This window comes from Streptomyces nymphaeiformis (genome assembly GCF_014203895.1).
Classification (GTDB): Bacteria; Actinomycetota; Actinomycetes; order Streptomycetales; family Streptomycetaceae; genus Streptomyces; species Streptomyces nymphaeiformis.
Genome location: NZ_JACHJY010000003.1, coordinates 703,489 through 726,347, shown reverse-complemented (window position 1 = coordinate 726,347; position 22,859 = coordinate 703,489). Strand labels below are relative to the sequence as shown.

The 22,859-nt window shown below is 72.2% G+C and carries 23 protein-coding genes; 14 read left to right on the top strand and 9 right to left on the bottom strand.

Annotated features, from left to right (window positions below; all coding sequences use genetic code 11):
• Positions 1-59: 59 nt before the first annotated feature.
• On the bottom strand, positions 60-1,136 hold the full coding sequence (locus GGE06_RS13305; RefSeq protein WP_312883129.1) for an N-acetylglucosamine kinase: 1,077 nt from the start codon (positions 1,134-1,136) through the stop codon (positions 60-62).
• 97 nt (positions 1,137-1,233) lie between these two features.
• Between GGE06_RS13305 and GGE06_RS13300 the strand changes: the two genes are divergently transcribed.
• Positions 1,234-1,911, top strand: a complete 678-nt coding sequence (locus GGE06_RS13300) for a uracil-DNA glycosylase (RefSeq protein WP_116162380.1) — start codon at positions 1,234-1,236, stop codon at positions 1,909-1,911.
• Between the two features lie 66 nt (positions 1,912-1,977).
• Here the strand turns inward: GGE06_RS13300 and GGE06_RS13295 are convergent, their stop codons facing one another.
• Entirely contained in the window at positions 1,978-3,060 is a 1,083-nt protein-coding gene (locus GGE06_RS13295; RefSeq protein ID WP_116162382.1) for a WD40/YVTN/BNR-like repeat-containing protein, read from the bottom strand.
• 87 nt (positions 3,061-3,147) lie between these two features.
• Positions 3,148-4,227 (bottom strand): NADH:flavin oxidoreductase/NADH oxidase, encoded by a 1,080-nt coding sequence (locus GGE06_RS13290; RefSeq protein ID WP_116162384.1) that lies wholly within the window; start codon positions 4,225-4,227, stop codon positions 3,148-3,150.
• A gap of 123 nt (positions 4,228-4,350) precedes the next feature.
• On the opposite strand from GGE06_RS13290, the gene GGE06_RS13285 reads away from it, so the two are divergent.
• A complete protein-coding gene (locus GGE06_RS13285; RefSeq protein WP_184930913.1) occupies positions 4,351-4,710 on the top strand; it encodes an ArsR/SmtB family transcription factor in 360 nt (119 codons plus the stop codon).
• A 34-nt stretch (positions 4,711-4,744) separates the two neighbouring features.
• Here GGE06_RS13285 and GGE06_RS13280 read toward each other — a convergent pair whose 3' ends face one another.
• Entirely contained in the window at positions 4,745-5,395 is a 651-nt protein-coding gene (locus GGE06_RS13280; protein WP_246532499.1) for a DUF305 domain-containing protein, read from the bottom strand.
• 281 nt (positions 5,396-5,676) lie between these two features.
• On the opposite strand from GGE06_RS13280, the gene GGE06_RS13275 reads away from it, so the two are divergent.
• Positions 5,677-7,110, top strand: a complete 1,434-nt coding sequence (locus GGE06_RS13275) for an LVIVD repeat-containing protein (protein WP_246532548.1) — start codon at positions 5,677-5,679, stop codon at positions 7,108-7,110.
• On the opposite strand, the gene GGE06_RS13270 is transcribed toward GGE06_RS13275, so the two are convergent.
• The 4 genes from GGE06_RS13270 to GGE06_RS13255 all read right to left on the bottom strand — a co-directional run bounded on the left by GGE06_RS13270 (position 7,089) and on the right by GGE06_RS13255 (position 10,357).
• On the bottom strand, positions 7,089-7,760 hold the full coding sequence (locus GGE06_RS13270; RefSeq protein ID WP_184930910.1) for a TetR/AcrR family transcriptional regulator: 672 nt from the start codon (positions 7,758-7,760) through the stop codon (positions 7,089-7,091). The two genes, GGE06_RS13275 and GGE06_RS13270, sit on opposite strands and share 22 nt — an antisense overlap.
• A 129-nt stretch (positions 7,761-7,889) precedes the next feature.
• Complete coding sequence (locus tag GGE06_RS13265) at positions 7,890-8,564, bottom strand: phosphatase PAP2 family protein (protein WP_116162392.1); 675 nt, start codon at positions 8,562-8,564, stop codon at positions 7,890-7,892.
• A 132-nt stretch (positions 8,565-8,696) separates the two neighbouring features.
• Positions 8,697-9,632, bottom strand: a complete 936-nt coding sequence (locus GGE06_RS13260) for a M56 family metallopeptidase (RefSeq protein ID WP_116162394.1) — start codon at positions 9,630-9,632, stop codon at positions 8,697-8,699.
• Between the two features lie 140 nt (positions 9,633-9,772).
• Entirely contained in the window at positions 9,773-10,357 is a 585-nt protein-coding gene (locus GGE06_RS13255) for a DUF5134 domain-containing protein (RefSeq protein WP_116162396.1), read from the bottom strand.
• A gap of 221 nt (positions 10,358-10,578) precedes the next feature.
• Between GGE06_RS13255 and GGE06_RS13250 the strand changes: the two genes are divergently transcribed.
• The 5 genes from GGE06_RS13250 (at position 10,579) to GGE06_RS13230 (ending at position 15,241) form a co-directional block, all read left to right on the top strand.
• The gene (locus tag GGE06_RS13250; protein ID WP_116162398.1) at positions 10,579-11,130 is read left to right on the top strand and encodes a GNAT family N-acetyltransferase; all 552 of its coding nucleotides are present in this window, start codon (positions 10,579-10,581) and stop codon (positions 11,128-11,130) included.
• Positions 11,131-11,287: 157 nt separating this feature from the next.
• On the top strand, positions 11,288-12,694 hold the full coding sequence (locus GGE06_RS13245) for a DUF6421 family protein (RefSeq protein WP_116162400.1): 1,407 nt from the start codon (positions 11,288-11,290) through the stop codon (positions 12,692-12,694).
• Positions 12,695-12,729: 35 nt separating this feature from the next.
• On the top strand, positions 12,730-13,491 hold the full coding sequence (locus tag GGE06_RS13240; protein ID WP_116165666.1) for an SDR family oxidoreductase: 762 nt from the start codon (positions 12,730-12,732) through the stop codon (positions 13,489-13,491).
• Positions 13,488-14,567, top strand: a complete 1,080-nt coding sequence (locus GGE06_RS13235; protein WP_184930909.1) for a threonine aldolase family protein — start codon at positions 13,488-13,490, stop codon at positions 14,565-14,567. The genes GGE06_RS13240 and GGE06_RS13235 overlap by 4 nt, the downstream gene beginning before the upstream one ends.
• Positions 14,568-14,641: 74 nt before the next feature.
• Positions 14,642-15,241, top strand: a complete 600-nt coding sequence (locus tag GGE06_RS13230) for a transglutaminase-like domain-containing protein (RefSeq protein ID WP_184930908.1) — start codon at positions 14,642-14,644, stop codon at positions 15,239-15,241.
• A gap of 40 nt (positions 15,242-15,281) precedes the next feature.
• Here the strand turns inward: GGE06_RS13230 and GGE06_RS13225 are convergent, their stop codons facing one another.
• On the bottom strand, positions 15,282-16,004 hold the full coding sequence (locus GGE06_RS13225) for a lysophospholipid acyltransferase family protein (RefSeq protein WP_116162406.1): 723 nt from the start codon (positions 16,002-16,004) through the stop codon (positions 15,282-15,284).
• A 223-nt stretch (positions 16,005-16,227) separates the two neighbouring features.
• On the opposite strand from GGE06_RS13225, the gene GGE06_RS13220 reads away from it, so the two are divergent.
• The 6 genes from GGE06_RS13220 (at position 16,228) to GGE06_RS13195 (ending at position 22,852) form a co-directional block, all read left to right on the top strand.
• Positions 16,228-16,539, top strand: a complete 312-nt coding sequence (locus GGE06_RS13220; protein WP_116162407.1) for a TlpA family protein disulfide reductase — start codon at positions 16,228-16,230, stop codon at positions 16,537-16,539.
• 234 nt (positions 16,540-16,773) lie between these two features.
• Positions 16,774-17,304, top strand: coding sequence for a flavin reductase family protein (locus GGE06_RS13215; protein ID WP_116165667.1), 531 nt, complete (start codon positions 16,774-16,776; stop codon positions 17,302-17,304).
• A gap of 199 nt (positions 17,305-17,503) precedes the next feature.
• Positions 17,504-18,289: an electron transfer flavoprotein subunit beta/FixA family protein gene (locus tag GGE06_RS13210; protein ID WP_184930907.1), complete on the top strand. Its 786-nt coding sequence runs from the start codon at positions 17,504-17,506 to the stop codon at positions 18,287-18,289.
• A gap of 65 nt (positions 18,290-18,354) precedes the next feature.
• Positions 18,355-19,329 carry an electron transfer flavoprotein subunit alpha/FixB family protein gene (locus GGE06_RS13205; protein WP_116162409.1) on the top strand — a complete coding sequence of 325 codons (975 nt, stop codon included), beginning with the start codon at positions 18,355-18,357 and terminating at the stop codon, positions 19,327-19,329.
• A 155-nt stretch (positions 19,330-19,484) separates the two neighbouring features.
• Entirely contained in the window at positions 19,485-20,777 is a 1,293-nt protein-coding gene (locus tag GGE06_RS13200; protein ID WP_116162410.1) for a DUF6986 family protein, read from the top strand.
• A gap of 71 nt (positions 20,778-20,848) precedes the next feature.
• The gene (locus GGE06_RS13195; protein ID WP_184930906.1) at positions 20,849-22,852 is read left to right on the top strand and encodes a serine/threonine protein kinase; all 2,004 of its coding nucleotides are present in this window, start codon (positions 20,849-20,851) and stop codon (positions 22,850-22,852) included.
• Positions 22,853-22,859: the final 7 nt, after the last annotated feature.

Here is a 22,859-nt window from a genome sequence, read left to right as displayed (position 1 = left end):
CTTCCGTTCCGCCACGCTTGCGCACCCGCCCCGGCGCCGGTTCCGCTTCCTCGTCTCCTTCACTCCGTACGGGGCGACTCCCGCCGCCGCGCACCGCGTCCCAACTGGGCGGAAGGCCCCGCCTTGACCCCCTCGGCGCCGAACAGGCGGAGCAGCGACGGGTGTTCCGGCAGGCGCAGGGTGTCGGTGGCGAGCGCGGAGGCGAGGGCGACCGCCCCGGCGAGAGGGTCTCCCGCCGGCTCCACCGCCCGGGCCTCCGGCAGCAACTCCGCGAGAGCGGACCGGAGCGGGGCGAGCAGGGGCTCGCCCATCTTGAAGAGTCCGCCGGTGAGGGCCACCGAAGCACCGGGCTCCGCGGGACACGCGGCCTCGGCGGCCTCGGCGATGTGCGCACCGGCCCGCGCGAGGATGCCAGCCGCCACCGGATCCGACCCGGCGCACCGCCCCACCTCGGGGGCGAAGGAGGCGAGTACGGCGGGCCGGTCCGTACGCGGGTAGAGCACGCCCGCCAGTCCGGCCGCGGGCCCGAAGAGCTTCTCGGCCCGCGCCAGGAGCTCCGTCGAACCCCCGCGCCGCCCGTCGTACGCGCGCATCGCCGCCTCGAGGCCCGACCGGCCGATCCAGGCGCCGCTGCCGCAGTCGCCGAGCAGGTGCCCCCAGCCGTCGGCCCGCCGCCAGGACGCCAGGTCCGTGCCGAGCGCGATCAGCCCCGTACCGCCGGCGACGACGACGCCCGGCCGCTGGCCGAGCGCCCCGGCGTAGGCGGTGACCGCGTCGGCCGCGAGCGCCAGACGGCGCACCCCCCACGCCTCCGCGAAGGCGCCCGGCAGTTCGGCCCGCAGCTCGTCCCCGAGGGTCGCCATCCCCGCGGCACCCACGGCGACGGCCGCGACCGGCCGCCCGCCGGCCCGCTCCCGCAGGGCGGCGACGGAGGGCAGGGCCTGCTCCAGGAAGTGACCGGCGGAGATCCCGCCCGGTCCGGTCCGCACCGGCTCCCGGGAGGAGACGGTCTCCAGGACGGTGCCGCTCACCGCCTCGGCCAGCGCGACGCGGAGCCCCGAACCGCCGGAGTCGACGCCGACGACCAGGGCGTCGGAGGACTCGGCCACGGGAAGAGCGGGACGTACGGGATCCACGGAGACCACGGTGCACCATCCTCGGAGACGTGAGCGGGAGCCGGCGGGGGTCCGCGCCGGACCCCGTTGTCAGCGTAGGCCGGTAGAGTGACGGACTGTGACAGCGCGACCCTTGAACGAACTGGTGGAGCCCGGCTGGGCGGAGGCCCTGGGCCCCGTCGCGGGACGTGTCGCCGCGATGGGCGACTTCCTGCGGGCGGAGATCGCCGCGGGCCGGACGTACCTGCCGTCCGGACCGAATGTGCTGCGGGCCTTCCAGCAGCCCTTCGACGAGGTGCGGGTCCTGATCGTGGGTCAGGACCCCTATCACACACCGGGGATGCCGATGGGGCTCAGCTTCTCGGTCGCGCCCGAGGTCCGCTCGCTGCCGCCCAGCCTGGAGAACATCTTCCGGGAGCTGCACACCGACCTCGGCCTGCCCCGGCCGTCGAACGGCGATCTGACGCCGTGGGCCCGCCAGGGCGTCCTGCTCCTCAACAGGGCGCTGACGACGGCCCCGCGCAAGGCCGGTGCCCACCGGGGCAAGGGCTGGGAAGAGGTGACCGAGCAGGCCATCCGCGCGCTGGCCGCCCGGGACAAGCCCCTGGTCTCGATCCTCTGGGGCAGTGACGCCCGCAGGGCCCGCCCGCTCCTCGGGAACCTGCCGGCGATCGAGTCCGCGCACCCGTCCCCGATGTCGGCGGACCGGGGCTTCTTCGGCTCCCGCCCGTTCAGCCGGGCGAACGAGATGCTCCTCGGCATGGGCGCCCAGCCCGTGGACTGGCGCCTGCCCTGAGCCCGGAGGGGCGCCGGACGACCGGCGCCCCGACCGGCGCCCCGATCGGCGGGTCGGGCCGTGACCTCAGATCACCGCCGCCCGCACGCACAGCACGTCCGGCAGGTGCTCCGCCAGGAGCTGCCAGCTGTCCCCGTCGTCCGCGCTCGCGTACACCTCGCCGTTCCGGTTGCCGAAGTAGACGCCCGCCGGGTCCGCGTCGTCCGTGCACAGCGCGTCGCGCAGCACCGTGCCGTAGTGGTCGCCCTCGGGCAGGCCCCGGCTGAGCGGCTCCCACGTGGCACCCGCGTCCGTCGTCCGGTAGACGCGGCAGCGGCGGCCCGCCGGAACCCGGTCGGAGTCGGCGGTGATCGGGAAGACGTACGCGGTGTCCGGGCGGTGCGGGTGCGCGGCGACCGCGAAGCCGAAGTCCGAGGGGAGTCCCGAGCCGATGTCGGACCAGTTCGCGCCGGCGTCGTCGCTGCGGAAGACGCCCCAGTGGTTCTGGAGGTAGAGCCGGTCGTTGTCGCCCGCGTCCTGGGCGATCTTGTGGACGCACTGCCCGAACTCGGGGTTCGGATCGGGCAGGAAGACCGCGGACACACCCTGGTTGGAGGGCGCCCACGCGGCTCCGCCGTCCCGCGAGCGGAACACCCCGGCCGTCGACACCGCGACCGTCAGCGCGTCCGGGTCGCGCGGGTCCGTGACGACGGTGTGCACGGCCTCGCCGCCTCCGCCGGGCACCCACTTCGAGCGCGTCGGGTGCTCCCAGAGCGGGCGGACGAGCTCGAAGGACTCGCCGCCGTCCGCCGACCGGAACAGCGCGGCCGGCTCCGTCCCCGCGTACACGACGTCGGGGGAGTGCCCGGGGGCCGGGTGCAGCTGCCAGACGCGCTCCAGGGAGGCCCCCGTGTCCTCGGGGAACTTCACGGCGGGGCGGGCCGGTTCGGTCCAGGTCCTGCCGAGGTCGTCGGAGTGGAAGACGGAGGGGCCCCAGTGCGCGCTGTCCCCGCCCGCGAGCAGGCGCGGTGTCGGCCGCCGGGTGTCGATGGCCACCGAGTACACCGCCTGCGCGGGGAAGCCGGGATCGTCGAACTCCCATCGTCCGTCGTGCCTCCGCCCGATGAAGAGGCCCTTGCGGGTGCCTACGGTGAGGAGTACGTCGGGCATGGCTGCCACCTCCAGGGACGCCGTTGTCACTGATACGGGCCAGTCTGCACCCGGCCACTGACAACGGCTCCCGGTGACGCGCCGTGGTCAGATCGCCCAGGCGTACTGCGAGGGCGCGGGGGTCAGGGCGCCCAGCTCGCGGGCGGCGCGGCGCGGCCAGGAGGCGTCGCGCAGCAGCTCGCGGCCGAGGAGGACCGCGTCGGCCTCGCCGTTGGCGAGGATCTTCTCGGCCTGCCCGCTGTCGGTGATCAGGCCGACGGCGGCGACGGGCAGCCCGGTCTCGGCCTTGACGCGGGCGGCGAAGGGCACCTGGTAGCCGGGGCCCACCGGGATCTCGGCCGGTCCGCCGTTGCCGCCGGTGGAGACGTCGAGGAGGTCGACGCCGTGCTCGCGCAGGAGCGCGGCGAACCGTACGGTCTCGTCGGCCGTCCAGCCCTGCTGCTCCAGCCAGTCGGTGGCGGAGACACGGAAGAAGAGGGGCAGTTCCTCGGGCCAGACGGCGCGCACGGCGTCGACGACCTCCAGGGCGAGGCGGGTGCGGTTCTCGAACGAGCCGCCGTAGGCGTCGGTGCGGTGGTTGCTGTGCGGGGAGAGGAACTCGTGGATCAGGTACCCGTGCGCGCCGTGGATCTCGATGACCTCGAAGCCGGCCTCCAGGGCGCGGCGGGCCGCGTCCGCGAACTGTCCGGTGATCTCCCGGATGCTCTCCACGGTCAGCTCGGTCGGGACCTGGTGGTCCGCGGCGAACCCGACCGGGCTGGGGCCGACGGGCTGCCAGCCCTCGCTCGGGTCGACCGGGCCGCGGCCCTCCCAGGGCCGGTTGGTGGAGGCCTTGCGTCCGGCATGACCGATCTGGATGCCGGGGACGGTGCCGTGCTCCTTGAGGAATCCGGAGATGCGCCGCAGTCCTTCGATCTGGGTGTCGTTCCAGAGGCCGAGGTCGGCCGGGCTGATGCGGCCCTCGGGGGAGACGGCGGTCGCCTCGACGAGGATCAGTCCGGCACCGCCGGTGGCACGGGCCGCGTAGTGGGCGAAGTGCCAGTCGCCGGCGACGCCCGCGCCCGGTCCGCTCGTCTCCGCCGAGTACTGGCACATGGGCGCCATCCAGACCCGGTTGGGCACGGTCAGGGAACGCAGGGTGTACGGCTCGAAGAGGGCGACGCTCATGACGGACTCCGTTTCGGGATGCCTCGAAGATGCTCGTACGATACTCATCGTAGTACGGCACCTGTCAAACTACGAGGCTCCTCGTACAATGGGGCGCATCCCGGATGAAGTGGAGCCGCCGCCATGACGACCACCACCAGCCCGCGCGTCCTCGAACACCCCACGCGCGACCAGATCCGCCTCGAAGAGGTGCTGCACGCCCTCTCGGACGCCGTGCGCCTGCGGATCGTGCGGGACATGGCGCGCGAGGACACCGAACTCAGCTGCTCGTACTTCGACCTCCCGGTGACCAAGTCGACCACCACGCACCACTTCCGGGTGCTCCGCGAGAGCGGTGTCATCCGGCAGATGTACCGGGGCACGGCCAAGCTCAACTGCCTGCGCAGGAGCGACCTCGACGCCCTCTTCCCCGGTCTCCTCGACTCCGTCCTCGCCGCCGCCGGCGCCCAGGCCGGGCGCGAGGGGGAGGAGGGGACGGCCTGACGGCCGGGCTCCCTCCCGCCCCCCCCCGCGGCGCCTACAGCGAGCGCATCCGGTCGATCTCCGAGCTCTGCTGGGCGATCACGTCGTTCGCCATCTCCTCCACGAGGACGTTGTTGCCCTCGCTCAGCACCTCGGCGGCCATCGTCACGGCCCCTTCGTGGTGCTTGATCATGAGTTTCAGGAAGAGCGCGTCGAAGGCCTCGCCCTTCGCGCTCCTCAGCTCCTCCAACTGCGCCTCGGTCGCCATGCCCGGCATCGAGTGATGGTCGTGCGCGCCCTGTGCCCGCGGACCGCCGTTGTTTTTCAGCCAACCTTCCATGGCGCCGATCTCCGGCCGCTGCGCCGCCGCGATCCGCGCGGCGACCTTCTTCACCTGCGGCGAGGACGCCCGCCGGGGGACCAGGTCCGTCATCGTCAGGGCCTGCCGGTGATGCACCATCATCATCTGGACGTACCGGAAGTCCGCGCCGTTCGGGCTCTCGTCGGGGAGCAGCCGGGCGGCCTCCTCGGGGGATATCCGCCGGGCCGGTTCACCCGGCTTGCCCGGTGCCACCACCGACTTCCCGGTCGAGGCCTCGGCCTGCGGCGCGCTCTCGTCGGGCCCCGACTCGCAGGCACCCAGGGCGAGTACGGCGACGGCGGACAGGGCCACGGCGACGACGGCACGCTGACGGCGGATCAACAACGCGACCTCCAGGGGTTCTTGCGGGGAACAGTGACCGTTCCTAGCACTTTCTCTTCTTGACCGATCGAAAACCTTCATTACGTCTGTGTTGCCATCTGTTGAGATGTGCACGGCAAGGAAGATACTGCCGGGGTCCAACACCCGTTCAAAGATGAACGGATACCAGGGAGGACGGAGTGACTTCGTTGCGTACCCCGCGTTCCACGTCCGACACGCGTGACCCGCGTGCCCGCATCAGACTCCTGGGCGTGGCATCCGCCGCCGCCGGGCTACTGGCCACCATGCTCGTGGCAGGACCCGCGACCGCCAGCCCCGACCCCGGAGACACCGGCCCCGTACAGGGCACGGTCTCCGCGCAGCAGGCCGCGGAGGCGCGCTCCGCCATCCAGAGCGGCGAGATACCCGGCGTGGACGAGATCGTCCACAGCCAGAACATCGAGCACCTGGCGAACATCCCCAAGGACGCCCTCAAGGGCCTCAACTCGGACCTCGCCTTCCAGGGCAAGTACGCCTTCGCCGGCAACTACGACGGCTTCCGGATCTTCGACATCAGCGACCCGAAGGCCCCGAAGACCGTCACGCAGGTCCTCTGCCCGGGCTCCCAGAACGACGTCTCCGTCTCCGGGAACCTCCTCTTCCTCTCCACCGACTCCTCCCGCAGCGACAACTCGTGCGCCAGCACGACGCAACCCGCCTCGGTGAAGGAATCCTGGGAGGGCATGAAGATCTTCGACATCAGCGACATCGCCAACCCGAAGTACGTCGCCTCCGTCGAGACCAACTGCGGTTCGCACACCCACACGATCCTGCCCAAGGGCAAGAACGTGTACATCTACGTCTCCTCCTACTCGCCCAACGCGGCCTTCCCGGACTGCCAGCCCCCGCACGACGGCATCTCCGTCATCAAGGTGCCCCGCAAGGCGCCCGAGCAGGCCGCGGTCGTCAACTTCCCCGTCCTCTTCCCGGGCGACGGCCCGGACGGCGGCGGCAACCCCGGCGCGCCCACCAATCCGGGCGTCTCCAAGACCACCGGCTGCCACGACATCACCGTGCTCCCGTCGGAGAACCTCGCGGCCGGCGCCTGCATGGGTGACGGCATCCTCTTCGACATCAAGGACCCCGAGCACCCGCGGGTCATCGACCAGGTCGAGGACAACGTCAACTTCGCGTTCTGGCACTCCGCGACCTTCAACCAGAAGGCGAACAAGGTCGTCTTCACCGACGAGCTCGGCGGCGGCGGCGCCGCCACCTGCAACGCCCAGGTCGGTCCCAACCGGGGCGCCGACGGCATCTACGACATCGTCGGCAAGGGCGACCAGCGCAAGCTCGTCTTCCGCAGCTACTTCAAGATCCCGCGCCACCAGGCCGACACCGAGAACTGCGTCGCGCACAACGGCTCGCTGATCCCGGTCAAGGGCAAGGACCTCATGGTCCAGGCCTGGTACCAGGGCGGCGTCTCCGTCTGGGACTTCACCGACTCCTCCGCCCCGAAGGAGATCGCCTACTTCGAGCGCGGCCCGCTGTCCGCCACCACCATGGCGACGGGCGGTTCCTGGTCCGCGTACTACTACAACGGCCACATCTACTCGAACGACATCGCGAAGGGCTTCGACGTCCTGCAGCTCTCCGACCGTCGTACGGACCCGGCGAAGCGGATCCGGATGGACCAGCTCAACGTCCAGACCCAGCCGGACTACTTCGACCTCGACGACTGACCGAGGTCATGACGGCCGGATGACGGCCTGAGCACCCGCATGCCGTCGGGCGGACCCCCGCCCGGCGGCATGCCCGCCTCCCAGTCGAGCCCGTACCGCTGGAACAGCTCCCACCGCAGCCGGGCCGGCGGCATCGGGGCCCCCGGCAGCAGCAGCGCCACCACCGTGCCCATCAGCAGGGCGCGCAGCAGCGGGTAGTCCGTGTCCACGTCCGTCGAGCCGTACCGCGCGACCGTGTCCCGCAGCAGGAAGGCCAGGCGCTGCTGCTCCTCGCACTGCACGAACCCCTCGGCCTGCAGGATGCCCGCCATGTGGGTCCGCATCAGCGTGGGCCGCGCCACCGCGAGCCCCAGGACCGCGTCGATCGCGCGGGCCAGCCGCTCGCGGCCGTCCTCCGTGCGCAGCTCCCGCTCCAGCGCCTCCTCCAGGGTGAGGTGCATCAGCCGGTGCACCGCCGCCTGGAGCAGCTGGCGCTTGCCGGGGAAGTAGTACGAGATCAGCCCCCGCGCCGTACCGGCCCGCTCCGCGATGTCGCCGAGCGTGGTCGCCTCGTAGCCGTGAGCGTCGATCAGGTCCACCGTGGCCTGGAGAATCCGCTCCCGCGACCGGCGCCGAAGCTCTTCATTGACCGATGGGCTACGCGGGGACATGCTGGACTCCTGCGTTGACTGGCTGCCGGCCAATATACTCGGCGCATGCCGTCGGCATGCCCCTGTGGCATACCGGCGGGGATGCCGTCTGTTCTGGGCGACACGGGGGATCGTCCAGAACAGGCGGCTTCATCGTCTTCCTCCCATTCTGCTCCCGTGGCCGCCTTCACCTCCGGGGGCTTCGCGCCGCTCGCTCCACCGGTACGTGAGGACCGCCACGGCCACGCAGAACCAGCCGAGCAACCACCCCTCGACGACGTCCGAGGGCCAGTGGACGCCCAGGTAGACCCGCGTGAAGCCCACCCCGAGCACCGAGACGGCGGCGACGCCCGCCACGGTCCCCCAGCCGCGCCACTCGTCGCGCCAGTACAGGGCGAGGACCCAGAGCAGCAGCCCGCAGGTGACCGTCGCCGTCATGGCGTGGCCCGAGGGGAAGGCGGAGTACCGGGCCGAGTCGATCGGATCGGCCCACTGCGGCCGGTCCCGGTCCACCAGCGACTTGAGGGCCTGCTGGAGTCCGGCGGCCAGCAGGCTCGTCCCGGCCACCCACAGAGCCGGCCGCCGCTCCTTCCGCCACCACAGCAGCACCGTGGCGACGGCGGCCAGGGCACGCATCGTCCACGGGTCCCACACCCAGTCGGTCAGCACACGGTTGACGTGGGTGAAGCCGGGGTGCGCGAGGGCGCTGCGGTGGAGGGCCTCGGCGACCGACCGGTCGAAGGAGAGCAGCGGCGACCACCCCACCGCGACGAGCAGGAGCAAGGTCAGGGCCAGGACCCCGGAGATCACGGCGGAGGTGCGCATGCGCCGATCCTGCCCGACGATCAGCCCCGCTCCGTTGTCCGGGCCGGGGGGTGTCGCCGTCCGGGACCGGTCCTCCGTCCCGGCGCGCGTCGCCGTCCGGGACCGGTCCGTCGCGCCCGCTGCCACCTGCCGTTATCCCAGCGCGCGGAGCGCCGGCACGAAGGCCACGAGCACAGGGATGATGGGCACCAGGGAAGCGGCCGCCGTCAGCCGGAGCCGGTGGCCGGCGGTCAGGCGCGGGGTCGCGGTCAGCAGCCGGTTCACCCGCTGCGGCAGACCGGCGTCGGGCGCGGGCCCCGGGCCGAACACTCCTCGGTCCTCGTTCAGTTCGACCAGCGCGAGCGCGATCGTCAGCCGCCCGAAGCGACGCGAGGCGACGTCGTCGGCGGCCAGCTCCACCAGACGGTGCATCTCCTCGCGGAAGGCCGCGAAGACGGGGATCCCGGGGAATCCGGCGGCCAGCGCGCCCGAGGAGTGCAGCAGCCAGTCGTGCCGGGCCCGGGCGTGGCCCTGCTCGTGAGCCAGGACCGCGTCCAGCTGACGCCCCTTCAACCGGCGCAGCGCCGCGGTCGTGATGACCAGCCGGGGCGTGGAGCCCGGGACCCACCAGGCGTTCGCCCGCTCGCCCTCCAGGACGACGAGCCGCTCGCCGGCCGGCTGCTCCCCGGGCAGCAGGGGTGCGCGGACGAGCAGTTCGCAGCGGTGCTGCCGGCGGCGGGCGCGGGCCTGGCCGATCTCGCGGCCCAGCATCGCCCCGGACCAGACCCCGCCGGCCGCCAGGGCCACCGCGAGCACCGCCGACCAGGGCCCGGACGTGCCGAGCTCGTACGCGTCGACCACCGCGCGCGGTGCGCCCGCGAAGACCTGCCCCCGTACGGCCTGCCAGGCCACGGACGCGCTGAACGTCATGGAGAGCGCGAAGCTGACCAGTACCGCGGCCACCACGCACTGCCACACCCACAGGGCCACCACGGGTTCTCGCTCCACCCAGTCGGCCCGGGACAGCAGCTTGGGGGCCGCGACGGCGGTCAGGAGGCCGAGCAGGAACAGCGCGAGGGAGACCCACATGGCGCCAGCCTATGAGCGCGGTACGCGCCGGGGTATGGGCGGGGGCGGCAAGTGACGTACGCCACGGTTTGGTTGGCCGGAAGACGCGGGCACGGGGCCGGATCCCATGGGAGCTCCCCGGGCCCGGCGCGCCCCCGGCCTCACATGGTCACCAGCATGGCCAGCATCGCGAGCGCCATCGACAGCCGGCAGGCGTGCGTCAGCTCCGGCCGGCCCGCCCAGCCGCCGCCCGCGCTCGCCCACGCCCGGCCCGCGCCACCCCCCGCGGTCGCCGCCACCGGGACGAGTCGCGCACCCGAGCGGAGCACGTACGCCGCGTAATAGAGGAGAAGCCCGCCCGTGAGCACGGGTATGCCGCCCGTCGTCCCCGCCGTGTGCCCCGCGTGCGCCCCCGTCGCGCCGGGCGCCGCCATCGCGACCGCCATGTAGACCATGGCGAGCGAGCCCACCAGATGGTGCAGATGGTGACCGCCGTGCCGGACCGCCAGGAGACCGTGCAGCGCCGCCGCGCCGAACACCGCCGCGTACACCGCCCACACCCACTCCGGCGGGGCCAGGACCGCTGCGGGCAGCGCCATCGCCGCCATCCCGAAACCCATCACGGCCTCGCCGACCGCGGCCCGCCGCTCCTCGCCGACGCCGGTGCGCGTCCGCTGCAGGCAGTACACGCCCGTCGCCGCGCACAGCGCGACCAGCAACCACCCGGACAGAGCCGGTCCGTGCACGGCACACCTCCCCCTAGGGCCTGTCTGACCATTCCCGTCGGATCAGGCCGGAATGGTCAGACAGGCCCTCGCCGTCCCCTCCAGGAAGGAATGCCCGCCTCCCGGGGGCCGCACGCGGGCGCACAGGCGCGCACAGGCGTACGAGGAGAGCGAAAGGCGCGCGTTAGGCTCGGGCCGATCGCGCACGCCGATCGTCAACGCCCGAGGGGAGCCCCGAGAACATGGACACCGCCACGTCCCAGGAGACCGGCCGGATCAGCTACCGCGACGCGGTCCTCGACGACGTCCCGGCACTCGTCCCGCTCGTCGAGTCGGCCTACCGGGGCGACGCCAGTCGGGGCGGCTGGACGACGGAGGCGGACATCCTCCAGGGGCAGCGCACCGACCCCCAGGGCGTGACCGAGGTGATCACCACCCCGGGCAGCCGGCTCCTGGTCGTCGAGCGCGACGGCGAGCTGGTCGCCTGCTGCCAGCTGGAGCACCGTGGGGAGGCCGCCTACTTCGGCATGTTCGCGGTCCGCCCCGAACTCCAGGGCGCCGGTCTGGGCAAGCAGATCATCGCGGAGGCCGAGCGCCGGGTGCGCGAGCTGTGGGACGTGCGCGAGATGCACATGACGGTGATCTCCGTGCGCGAGGAGCTGATCGCCTGGTACGAGCGGCGCGGCTACCGGCGCACGGGCCGGACGACCCCGTTCCCGTACGGCGACGAGCGCTTCGGCCTGCCCCAGCGCGACGACCTGGAGTTCGAGCTGCTGATCAAGCCGCTGAGCTGATCCGTCAGGCGGAAAGGTGGCTTCCCCCCTGACGGACAGGAAAAACTTCTGCCGTCAGGGGGGTCGCACAGGATAATTTCTCTTGGCTCCCCTTGTGTGAACGAAGCGTCAATGGTTACGTTGGTCGGACGCAAGGTTCTCCTGTGGAGGAAGAGGCATGACGGAAATTCTTGTGCAGGACGTGACCGGTGGGGCGATATCCACCGACGCCCGCGTGATCGACCACCCGGCCTGGGCCGAGCTCAAGAATGCCGTGGAGGAGATCCGCCCCTGGCAGTCCAAGGACGGCTCCATCGACTTCGAGGCCGAAGGCGCCCCCGCCCGCGCGCTCGTCGAGCTGACCGTGGACCGCCTGGTCGCGGCCGTCGAGCAGCTCTCCCCGCTCGTCCCGCACGACGGCGCCTACCACCGCGCCCTCGTCGCGGACCTGCGCAAGTGGGTCGAGAGCGGCTTCACCGTGCCGGACTTCCTGGACTCCCTCATGGAGTTCCACCCGGCCACCGGCCGTGCCGACGGGCTCCAGCACCTCGTGCTCTTCCCGATGTACACGCAGAACGGCAACCTGGACCGCAACTTCGAGGCCGTCGTGCTCCGCATGGTCTGGCCCGAGTGGCTCTCCGAGCTGGAGCGCACCCGCTACGACAATCCGGGCTTCTGCGGCATCACCTTCGAGGACTTCACCGCCGGGTACGACACCAACTCGGCCGTCCTCTTCCCGGAGACCGTCGCCGTCCGCGAGGTCCCCGAGCGCTTCACCTGGGGCGGCATCTTCTGCGACCGCGAGGCCGCGCGCTTCCGCAAGGTCACCGAGGCCGCCGTCGACACCCTCGGCGTGAAGCTCCCCGAGGACATCGCCGTCATGCTCGGCGACCAGGAGCGCTGCCAGCAGGCCTTCGCGCTCTGGGACCTGGTCCACGACCGCGCCCACAGCCGCGGCGACCTGCCCTTCGACCCCTTCATGATCAAGCAGCGCCAGCCGTTCTGGATGTACGGCCTGGAGGAGCTCCGCTGCGACCTCACCGCCTTCAAGGAGGCCGTGAAGCTGGAGTCCGAGGGCAACGGGCACGGCCGTGACGTGCAGTACGCCGTCCTCTTCGACCGGATGTTCCGCTTCCCGCTCACCGGCGACCGCACCCGCAACTACGACGGTCTGGGCGGCCAGCTCCTCTTCGCGTACCTCCACAAGAACGACGTGGTGCGCTGGACGGACAACGTCCTCACGATCGACTGGGACCGGGCCCCCGAGGTCACCAACCGCCTCTGCTCCGAGATCGAGACCCTCTACCGCGAGGGCATCGACCGCCCGAAGCTGGTCCACTGGTTCAAGGCGTACGAGTTCGTCTCCGCCTACCTCGCCCCGCACCCGGGATCGAAGTGGGCCAAGGGTCCCGACGCCCTCGACCTCTCCCTGCCGCCCCGCAAGCTGGTCGACGACGTGCTTCCGGACGAGTTTCCGCTGAGCATGTTCTTTGAGGCCCTCGCCAAGAAGCTGAAGGGCGTGATCGCCGACACCAAGGGGATCACCGCCGCCGACGTCCCGAGCACCGAGCGGGCCGCCGCGTGAGCGACCTCACCGAGAACACCGAGGAGGCGTCGCCCATGAACTCCAACGGAAACGGCGGACCGCTCGACGGCGCCGTCATCGCGGTCGCCGGCGCGGCCGGCCCCGCGGGTCGCGCGACCCTGCTGCGTCTCGCCGAGGCGGGCGCGACGGTCGTCGCGTCCGACGCCGACCCGGCACGCCTCGCGGAGGCCGTCGACGCCGCCCGCTACGCCCACGGCGGAGCCAAGGTCATCGGCGACACGGTCGACCTCCTCGACCTGGACGCCACCCGTGACTGGGCCGCGAAGACCGAGAAGGAGTTCGGCCGGGTCGACGGCCTGGTCCACCTGGTCGGCGGCTGGCGCGGCAGCGCCTCCTTCACGGAGACCGACCTCAAGGACTGGGACTTCCTGGAGAAGCTCCTGATCCGTACGGTCCAGCACACCTCGCTCGCCTTCCACGACGGGCTGCTGCGCGCCGGCGGGCGCGGCCGGTACGCCCTGATCAGCCAGTCCGGCGCGCACAAGCCGGTCGCCAACAACGCCGCGTACAACGCCGGCAAGGCGGCCGCCGAGGCCTGGACCCTGGCCATGGCGGACTCGTTCCGCAAGCTGGGGGGCGACGAAGGCCCGCAGGCGGCGGCTGCCATCCTGGTGATCAAGGCATTGGTGCACGACGCGATGCGCGCCGAACGCCCCAACGCGAAGTTCGCGGGCTTCACCGACGTCAAGGACCTGGCGAACGAGATCGCGGGTCTCTGGGACAAGCCCGCCCAGGAAGTGAATGGACAGCGTCTGTGGCTGACCCCCAAGCCGTGACCGCGGCACTCGGCCCCAGGACCGACGCACGTCGTCACCACGACCCGTCGGTCCGGGGCTTCGCCAGCGACAACTACGCCGGCGCCCACCCCGAGGTCCTCGCGGCCCTCGCCCTCGCCAACGAAGGCCACCAGGTGGCCTACGGCGAGGACCAGTACACCGATCACCTCCAGCGGATCATGCACAGCCACTTCGGCTCCACCGCCGAAGCCTTCCCGGTCTTCAACGGGACCGGGGCGAACGTGACCGCCCTCCAGGCGCTCACCGACCGCTGGGGCGCCGTCATCTGCGCCGAGACCGCCCACATCAACGTGGACGAGGGCGGCGCGCCGGAGCGGATGGGCGGCCTCAAGCTGCTCACCGTCCCGACCTCGGACGGCAAGCTCACCCCCGAGCTGATCGACCGGCAGGCCTGGGGCTGGGAGGACGAGCACCGGGCCATGCCCCAGGTCGTCTCGATCACCCAGAACACGGAGCTCGGCACCGTCTACACGGTGGACGAGATCCGCGCCATCGTGGAGCACGCCCACGCCAAGGGCATGAAGGTGCACCTCGACGGGGCCCGGATAGCCAACGCGGCCGCTTCGCTGGACGTGCCGATGCGCGCGTTCACCAACGCGGTCGGCGTGGACGTGATCTCGTACGGCGGCACGAAGAACGGCATGCTCTTCGGCGAGGCCGTCGTGGTCCTCAACCCCGACGCGGTCAGCCACATGAAGCACCTGCGCAAGCTGTCCATGCAGCTCGCCTCGAAGATGCGCTTCGTGTCGGTGCAGCTGGAGGCCCTTCTCGCGAAGGACCTGTGGCTGCGCAACGCCCGCCACGCCAACGCGATGGCCCAGCGCCTCGCCACCGGCGTGCGCGAGCTGGACGGGGTGGAGATCCTCTACCCGGTGCAGGCCAACGCGGTCTTCGCCCGCCTCCCGCACGAGGTGAGCCGGCGCCTGCAGGAACGGTTCCGCTTCTACTTCTGGGACGAGGCCGCCGGCGATGTCCGCTGGATGTGCGCCTTCGACACCACGGAGGACGACGTGGACGCCTTCCTCCAGGCCCTGAAGGAAGAGCTGGCCCGCTAGCCCTGAGTGCATATGTATGCGGCCGGACGGAAAGTCATTGACTCCGTCCGGCCGTCTTCATAAGGTCGTTCCGCATGGAACTCATCCAGCAGAACCCCGACGTCGATGCGTACCTCGCCACCGGCGAGGCCGTCGACCACGAGCATCCGCGCGTCAGGGAAGTGTCCGACCGCCTTGCCGGCGATCACTCCGATGCATACTCATACGCCGAAGCGGCCTTCGCGTTCGTCCGCGACGCCATCCCGCACTCCATGGACTCCGGCGACCTCCGCGTCACCTGGCGCGCCTCGGACGTCCTGGAGCAGGGCACCGGCATCTGCTACGCCAAGTCCGTCGCGTACACCGCGCTCCTGCGGGCCCGCGGCATCCCCGCGGCCCTCTGCTACCAGCGGCTCACCGAGGACGACGGCTCGGACCCCGTGGTCCACGGCCTCGTCGCCGTCCTGCTGCCCGGCGAGAGCGCCTGGGCACGGCAGGACGTACGGGGGAACAAGCCGGGCGTCGACGCCCGGTTCTCGCTGACGGAGGAGCGGCTGGCCTTCCCCGTACGGCCGGAGCTCGGCGAAGTGGACTACCCCGAGCTGTACGCCGAGCCGCACCCGCTCGTCCTGGACGTCCTGAAGGCCGCCCGGGACCGCCCGCACCTCGACCGGACGCTGCCGGCGGAGCTCTGAGCCCCGGGGGCGTCCTTCGACGTGCGGAGAAACGGTTCCGTCAGCCGGCGTCCTTGACCTCGGCCGGCGTCGGAGCCGTACCGCCGAGGTGCGCGGGCACCCACCAGGTGTCGTTCGCGTCCTTCGGGCGGACCGGGTAGGCGCGCTGTGCGGCCTCCAGGAGCTCCTGGACGCGCTCGCGCAGCCGCCGGGTGATCGCGCCCGCGTACTGGTCGGAGGGGGCCTCCACGGGCTCGCCGACGCGGATCGTCACCGGGATGTGGCTCCGCTTGAAGTTCCGCGGCCTGCCCTTCGTCCAGACGCGCTGGGTGCCCCACAGCGCCATCGGGATCAGGGGGACGCCCGCCTCCTGCGCCAGGCGCGCCGCACCCGTCTTGAAGCTCTTCAGGGTGAAGGACTGGGAGATGGTCGCCTCGGGGAAGACGCCGATGATCTCGCCGGCCCGCAGCGACTCCAGGGCGTGCTTGTACGCGTGCTCGCCCTGGGTGCGGTCCACCGGGATGTGCTTCATGCCGCGCATGAGCGGCCCCGAGATCTTGTGCTTGAAGACCGAGTCCTTCGCCATGAAGCGCACCAGGCGCTTCTGGGGGAGCGCGGCGAGGCCGGTGAAGATGAAGTCCAGATAGCTGATGTGGTTGCTCACGAGCACCGCGCCGCCGGTCCGTGGGATGTGCTCCGAACCCTGGGTGTCGATCTTCAGGTCGAGCGCCTTGAACATGGTCAGAGCGGCGCCGATGACCGGCCGATAGACGAGTTCTGCCATCGGAGAGGAACCTCTTCTTCATGTGCCCGGAGGGGGTTCTCCCGGCGAAGTTACGCGGCCGTAGGTTTTCGGCTTTGGGCAGATCGTGCCCCATGTGGGGCCCCGTGACCAGTCCAGACGGCTTCGTATGGGGAGATTCTCGTCACTCGCGGTGGTCGTGGCGGGAATCGATCGGCGTCGTGCGACGCTGCACCGGGGGAACGGGTGAGTGAAGGGGAATGGGATGACCGAGGTCCTGGGGCCGGAGGTGCTCGGCACCGAGCTGGGGGAGCGGGCCACGCTCGTCCAGTTCTCGACGGCCTTCTGCCAGCCCTGCCGGGCCACCCGCCGGACGCTCGCCGAGGTCGCCGCGATGGTGCCCGGCGTGGGGCACGTGGAGATCGACGCCGAGGAGCGGCTCGACCTCGTCCGCGAGCTCGGCATCGCCCGCACCCCCACCGTCCTCGTCCTCGACGCCTCCGGGCGCGTCGTCCGCAGGGCCGCCGGACAGCCCCGCAAGGCGGACGTCATCGCGGCCCTGGGCAGGGCCGTCTGACGGCCCTGGATCCGCCGGCCGGGGCCGGGTCGTCTGACGGCGTGACACTTCTCCCACATCCCGGTACGCACTTGACTGCACCGGTCACCGATCGTCACCCTGACGGAGTGCCCATAGAACTCCTTCTCTACGGCCGGGCCCACGTGGATCTGGCCCGCAACGCGAGCGCGCGCTGTCCGGGTGTCTGACCACCCCAGGACCCCTCTCATGACGCCCTCGCAGAAGGACAACTCCATGACGGTTTCGCCTGACCTCCGGCTCAGCACCGTTCCCACGATCGGCGCACCCCGGCAGGCCTCTCCCGATCTGCTCCGCTCCGTCTTCCGCCGGCACGCCGCCGGCGTCGCGGTCATCACCGCGCACGGCGAGCGCCCGGTCGGTTTCACCGCCACCTCGCTCAACTCCGTCGCCGCCGAGCCCCCGCTGATCTCCTTCGGGGTCGGCACGGGCTCCTCCAGCTGGCCCGCGGTCTCCGAGGCCGAGCACATCGGCGTGCACATACTCGGCGAGCACCAGCAGGAGCTCGCGGCCACCTTCGCGCGCAGCGGCGCCGACCGCTTCGGCGAGGGGACCCGCTGGAGCATCGGCCCCGAGGGCGTGCCCGTGCTCGACGGCGTCCTCGCCTGGCTGGTCTGCCGCGTGGTGGCCCGGGTGCCCGCCGGGGACCACCGCATCGTCATCGCGCAGGCGGTCGCCGGGGACCCGGACGGCGCGGGCCGTCCGCTCCTCTACCACCACGGCCGCTTCAACGCGCTGCGCGACTGAGGGTTCCCCCGCGCGCCGCTCTCCGTGCGTTGGCAAGGTCACATGCCTGAGCGCTTGCTCATTGGTAACGGACTGGGTGTACTGGCGAGTAATATTTTGGTCGGGGCGTCCGGCGCCCCGACCGGAAACCCGCCCTTCAGGCGCCTATGCTGCGAGCAACAAGGCAGCCCAGTTATGACGATGCAGTAGGAGAGCCGGCGTGAGCTTGAGGATCGTTGTCTGTGTGAAGTACGTGCCCGACGCCACCGGCGACCGGCACTTCGCCGATGACCTGACCGTCGACCGCGACGACGTCGACGGCCTGCTGTCGGAGCTCGACGAGTACGCGGTCGAGCAGGCGCTGCAGATCGCCGAAGAGGCCGACGACGCCGAGGTCACCGTGCTCACGGTCGGCCCCGAGGACGCCAAGGACGCGCTGCGCAAGGCGCTCTCCATGGGCGCCGACAAGGCCGTCCACGTCGAGGACGACGACCTGCACGGCACCGACGTCATGGGCACCTCGCTGGTGCTCGCCAAGGCCATCGAGAAGGTCGGCTACGACGTCGTCATCGCCGGCATGGCCTCCACCGACGGCACCATGGGCGTCCTGCCCGCGATCCTCGCCGAGCGCCTGGGCGTCCCGCAGGTCACCCTGCTCTCCGAGGTCAAGATCGAGGACGGCGTCGTGACGGGCCGTCGTGACGGCGACACCGCCTCCGAGCAGCTGGAGGCCTCGCTTCCGGCCGTCGTCTCCGTGACGGACCAGTCGGGCGAGGCCCGCTACCCGTCCTTCAAGGGCATCATGGCCGCCAAGAAGAAGCCGGTGGAGTCCCTGGACCTGGAGGACCTGGAGATCGACGCCGACGAGGTCGGTCTCGAGGGTGCCTGGACCGCGGTCGACTCCGCCGCCGAGCGTCCGGCCCGCACCGCCGGCACGATCGTCAAGGACGAGGGCGAGGGCGGCAAGCAGCTGGCCGAGTTCCTCGCGAGCCAGAAGTTCATCTAAGGCTCGCGCGAACCGCGCCCGTTCCCTCAGACCGCCCCTTTCCGTTCGCAGGAGATTGAAGTCCCATGGCTGACATCCTCGTCTACGTCGACCACGTCGACGGAGCCGTCCGCAAGCCCACCCTGGAGCTGCTGACGCTCGCCCGTCGCCTCGGCGACCCGGTCGCCGTCGCCCTCGGCAACGGCGCCGCCGACACCGCCGCCGCGCTCGCCGAGCACGGCGCCGTGAAGGTCCTCACCGCCGACGCCCCCGAGTTCGCCGAGTACCTCGTCGTCCCGAAGGTCGAGGCCCTCCAGGCCGCGTACGAGTCTGTGTCCGCCGCAGGCTCCCTGGCCGCCGTGCTGGTGCCGTCCTCCGCCGAGGGCAAGGAGATCGCCGCCCGCCTCGCCGTGCGCATCGGCTCCGGCATCATCACCGACGCCGTGGACCTGGAGGCCGGTGACGAGGGCCCGGTCGCGACGCAGTCCGCGTTCGCCGCCTCCTTCACCACCAAGTCCCGCGTCTCCAAGGGCACCCCGGTCATCACGGTCAAGCCGAACTCGGCCCCCGTCGAGGCCGCCCCGGCCGCCGGCGCCGTCGAGGCGCTCGCCGTCTCCTTCTCGGAGAAGGCCCACGGCACCAAGGTCACCTCCCGCACCCCGCGCGAGTCGACCGGCCGCCCGGAGCTGACCGAGGCCGCGATCGTGGTCTCCGGCGGCCGCGGCGTCAACGGTGCCGAGAACTTCGCGATCATCGAGGCGCTCGCCGACTCGCTCGGTGCCGCCGTCGGCGCCTCCCGCGCCGCCGTCGACGCCGGCTGGTACCCGCACTCCAACCAGGTCGGCCAGACCGGCAAGTCGGTCTCGCCGCAGCTGTACATCGCCTCCGGCATCTCCGGCGCGATCCAGCACCGCGCGGGCATGCAGACCTCGAAGACCATCGTCGCCATCAACAAGGACGCCGAGGCTCCGATCTTCGACCTCGTCGACTACGGCGTCGTGGGCGACCTCTTCGACGTCGTCCCGCAGCTCACCGAAGAGGTGAAGTCCCGCAAGGGCTGATGACCTGCGGTTCTGTCGGTCCCGGGGGCCGCACGGCGATCTGTCGCCGTGCGGCCCCCGGCCGTTTCGGACAACCATTGACGCAGGTCCCGACGCCTACTAACTTCGCTATACGGATTGTTGATTCCGTGAAGCGGAAAACAGGAGGATGCAGGATGGGTCAGCAGGAGAAGGTGTCGACGAGCCTCGCCGGCGCGGTCAGCGAGGGCATCAGCGCCTCCCTCGCAGCGGTGGACGCCGAGCTCGACCGGCGCTACCCCGGGGACCCCGGCACCCGCCAGCCCGTCCACACCGTCTACGTCCCCGGCAACGTCTTCGACGCCGGAACCATCCGCTCCTGGGGCGACCAGGCCCTCGCCGCCCTCGACGAGCACGCCCCCGACGCCGCCTCCTTCGCCGCCGTCCTCGGCCTCTCCGACGACCTCGCCGAGGACGTCTACGGCCGCGTGCGCGCCAAGCTGGAGCGCGAGCCCGTCGAGGACCTCCGCGTCGACTTCGAGGACGGCTACGCCGGTACGGACGAGGACCAGGACGCGGCCCGCGCCGCCCGCCTGATCTCCGAGGCGTACGAGAACGGCACCGCCGCCCCGTACATGGGCATCCGGATGAAGTGCATGGAGTCCGCCGTACGCGACCGCGGCATCCGCACCACCGACGTCTTCCTCACCGGACTCCTGGAGAACGGCGGCCTCCCCGACGGCCTCGTCCTCACCCTCCCCAAGGTCACCTACCCCGAGCAGGTCTCCGCCTTCGTCCGCCTCCTGGAGGCCTTCGAGAAGACCCACGGCCTCGACGCCGGCCGCCTCGGCTTCGAGATCCAGATCGAGACCAGCCAGTCCATCCTCGCCAGCGACGGCACCGCCGCCGTCGCCCGCATGATCGGCGCCGCCGAGGGCCGCGCCACCGGACTGCACTACGGCACCTTCGACTACAGCGCCTGCGTCGGCGTCTCCGCCGCCTACCAGGCCAGCGACCACCCGGCCGCCGACCACGCCAAGGCGATCATGCAGGTCGCCGCCGCCGGCACCGGCGTCCGCGTCTCCGACGGCTCCACCAACGTCCTGCCCGTCGGCACCACCGAGCACGTCCACGAGGCCTGGCGCCTGCACTACGGCCTCACCCGCCGCGCCCTCGCCCGCGCCTACTACCAGGGCTGGGACATGCACCCCGGCCACATCCCCACCCGCTACGCCGCCGTCTTCGCCTTCTATCGCGAGGGCTTCGAGACCGCCGCCAAGCGCCTCTCCGCCTACGCCAACCACGTCGGCGGCGACGTCATGGACGAGCCCGCCACCGCGAAGGCGCTCTCCTCCTACCTGCTGCGCGGCCTCCAGTGCGGCGCCCTCGACACCGCCGAGGTCGACGCCCTCACCGGCATGACCCGCGCCGACCTCGACCGCTTCGCCGCCCCGCGCCGCGGCGACCTCACCGCCACCACTGATCGCTAAACGGTCACTTTCCCGCCAACTGCCCCGTACTCTTGTCGAGTTCACATGATCGACAGGGGGACGGGGCAGCGGTGTCATCGGGGGAGAACGGGCGGCTCGCGGGCCGCTACAGAATCGTGCGGCAGCTCGGGCGCGGAGGCATGGGCGTCGTCTGGCGGGCCGTCGACGAGGTCCTCGGCCGCGAGGTGGCCGTCAAGGAACTCCGTACGTACTCGGACGCGGCCGCGCCCGAACTGGCCGACCTGCGCCTGCGGATGACCCGCGAGGCGCGCGCCGCCGCCCGCGTCCGCCACCCCGGGGTCGTCGCCGTCCACGACGTCACCGAGCACGAGGGCCGGCCCGTCATCGTCATGGAGCTCGTCGACGGGCCCTCCCTCGACGACGTCCTCGCCGAGCGCGGCACCGTCGACCCCGCCGAGGCCGCCCGCATCGGCGCCCACGTCCTGGAGGCGCTGGCCGCCGCGCACGACGTCGGCGTCCTCCACCGGGACGTGAAGCCCGGCAACATCCTGCTCGACCGGTCGGGCCGGATCGTCCTGACCGACTTCGGCATCGCCACGATGGAGGACCCCGGCGACGGCTCCGCGACCCACCTCACGCGCAGCGGCGAGATCGTCGGATCCCTCGACTTCCTCGCCCCCGAGCGCGCCCAGGGACAGGACCCGGGCCCGGCCTCGGACGTGTGGGCGGTGGGCGCGACGCTGTACGCGGCGGTCGAGGGCTCCTCGCCCTTCCGCCGTACGTCCACCTGGTCGACCCTCGCCGCCATCGTCACCGAACCCCTCCCGGAGCCCCGGCGCTCGGGCCCCCTCATCCCCGTCCTGCTCCGCCTCCTGGACAAGGACCCCGCCTCCCGCCCGACCGCCCGCGAGGCGGCGCGACTGCTCGGCGCGGTGGGGGGCGCGGCGCCGGGGCCGGAGGCCGCCGGTCCGAACGCGGGCGAGCAGGCCGGGCCTGCGACGGTCGCGCCGCATCAGGTCGCGCCGCATCAGGTCGCGCCGCATCAGGTCGCGCCGCATCAGGTCGCGCCGCATCAGGTCGCGTCCCCGCCGGTCGCGTCCGAGCCGGTCGCGCCCGCGCCTGAGGTTCCCGCGCCGAACCCGTATGCCGGTTCCGTGGAGCCGAATCCGTACGCCGCTTCCGCCGAGCCCCACCCGTACGCCCCGGCCGCCGCGCCGCCCGCCGGAGCCTTCGGCCCGGCCGTGCCCGTGCCGCCCGCGCCGTCCGTGCGGCTCGACGCGGGCACCGGCGCTCCCGGCGGACGGGCCGCCCGCCGCGCGGAGGCGAAGCCGCGCCGGGGGAGCGTCCTCGTCGCCGCCGCCGTGGCCGCCGTCCTCCTCGCCGGCGGGGGCGTCACGTACGCCCTCATGGACCACGACGGCAGCACGCAGGCCGCCGGTGAGACCCCGCAGGACGGGGACGGCGGCGGCGCCGCCGGGGGCGACCCCGGCCGTGTCCTCGACCCCGGGAGCAGCACCGCGCCCTCCGGACGGCCGAGCGGCGGCGCCACCCCGTCGACCGGCCCGACACCCTCCGGCCGGGAGTCCGGCGCCGCGGCCGGCGGCGCGCCGGCCACCGACGGCCCGGGCTCCGACGGTTCGGATCCGGGCGCGGCGGGCGGCCCGGCGGCGGGCGGCGCCGGTTCGGACGCGGCGTCCGGAGCCGGCGGCGGAGGCGGTACGAAGGCCCCGGGCACGGCCGGTGGAAGCACCACGGCCGGCGGTACGACGACGACCCACGCGCCCTCCGGGGGCGGCGCCACGACCGCGCCCACCACCCAGGCCCCGCCGCCCGCCTCCGGCTGCACCGCCTCCGGCTCCTCCGCGACCTGCCAGGTCGTCCGGAGCGCCACCACCACCCGGTACGACGGCGGTGAGATGGGCACGGTCGGCGCGGGCCCCCACTCGTTCTCCTGCCAGGTCGACCTGGACCGGACCGAGACGTACGGCGGAGCCAGCAGCCGCTGGTTCGCCCGCACCGACGACGACAGCGGCAACACCAACGTCTACCTCAGCGTGCTCCACCTGTCCGGCGGTGGCGGCGGCGGTCCGGTGGCGGGCCTGCGGATCTGCTGAACGACGG